Here is a 1,044-nt window from a genome sequence, read left to right as displayed (position 1 = left end):
TAAACGCCAGCGTGTCGCGACACCTGACCTACTAGCGAAAGTTGATACTTCACAGCCAGTGATACTGCTGGATCATAGACCAAGCGATATTGATGAACACAGTCAGTTACCAATCGATCTGCAGGTATCAGGACACACTCACAATGGACAAGTATTCCCCGCCAACTTCATCGTGAGCGCCATCAACCGATTAGGCTATGGGTATGAGGCCATTGGCAGAGGACACTTTGTGGTATCCTCGGGTTATGGCTTTTGGGGTATTCCGTTTCGATTGGGCTCACGCTCAGAGATTTGGTTAATTACCGTTTCTGGTCATACTAATAAATAGCTAGTACCAGCTAACCGCTATGCCACGAGCTGCGATTTTGTACTAATGACCTCATGGACGAAGCCGCCAAAACCATTAATAATATTTTTTGTTTCCTGCCCAAGTCCTTGATGCACGCTCATAAAATGAATAAAGCCGTGCGGTGCGCCCAACACAGTATGGGTCTCAACAGGGACTTTATAACTCTTTAGCTGCTTGGCATAAGCAAATGCCTCATCACGCAATACATCGAGTTCAGCGGCGACGATATAGGTGGGACATACTTTACTGTTATCACCAAGCATTGGCGAATTTAGTATATGTATGCGTGGCAACGGACTATTCTCAAGACAAGCAGCGTCAAATACTGCCACATCAGCGTGATCCAATAGCAGGCCTTCACCATACAGCTCCCAACTTGGATAATCTGTCTCAATATCAGTCACAGGATACAGTGGCATCTGTGCTAGCGGCGCAGGTAGCTTCTTTAATAGGTCAAACATTTTCTGACCATCTGTACCCAGATCTAGCCAAGCGTTTTCGTTTGGTGCGGTGAGTTGCTGTGCAATCAAGGTAGAAAGGCCACCACCTGCGCTATCGCCTGCAAGAACGATACGTGACGGTAATGCACCTAAGGTATAGCAATGCTCAGCCAGCCAAGCATAAGCGGTGATACAGTCTTTTAGGGCTGCGGGTGCAGGACACTCAGGAGCCAAGCGATAATCCACACTGACCAC

At 47.6% G+C, this 1,044-nt stretch carries 1 protein-coding gene and 1 pseudogene; one reads left to right on the top strand and one right to left on the bottom strand.

Annotated features, from left to right (window positions below):
* A pseudogene (locus ACS8FC_RS14990) lies at positions 1 to 328 on the top strand (metallophosphoesterase); the annotation flags it as partial.
* A 17-nt stretch (positions 329 to 345) separates the two neighbouring features.
* Here ACS8FC_RS14990 and ACS8FC_RS14985 read toward each other — a convergent pair.
* Positions 346 to 1,044, bottom strand: a 699-nt coding sequence (locus tag ACS8FC_RS14985; RefSeq protein ID WP_439297357.1) for an alpha/beta hydrolase, incomplete at its 5' end; no start/stop codon positions are given.

The organism is Psychrobacter sp. 1Y4 (assembly GCF_051847555.1).
This window is presented reverse-complemented; position numbering and strand designations above follow the sequence as displayed.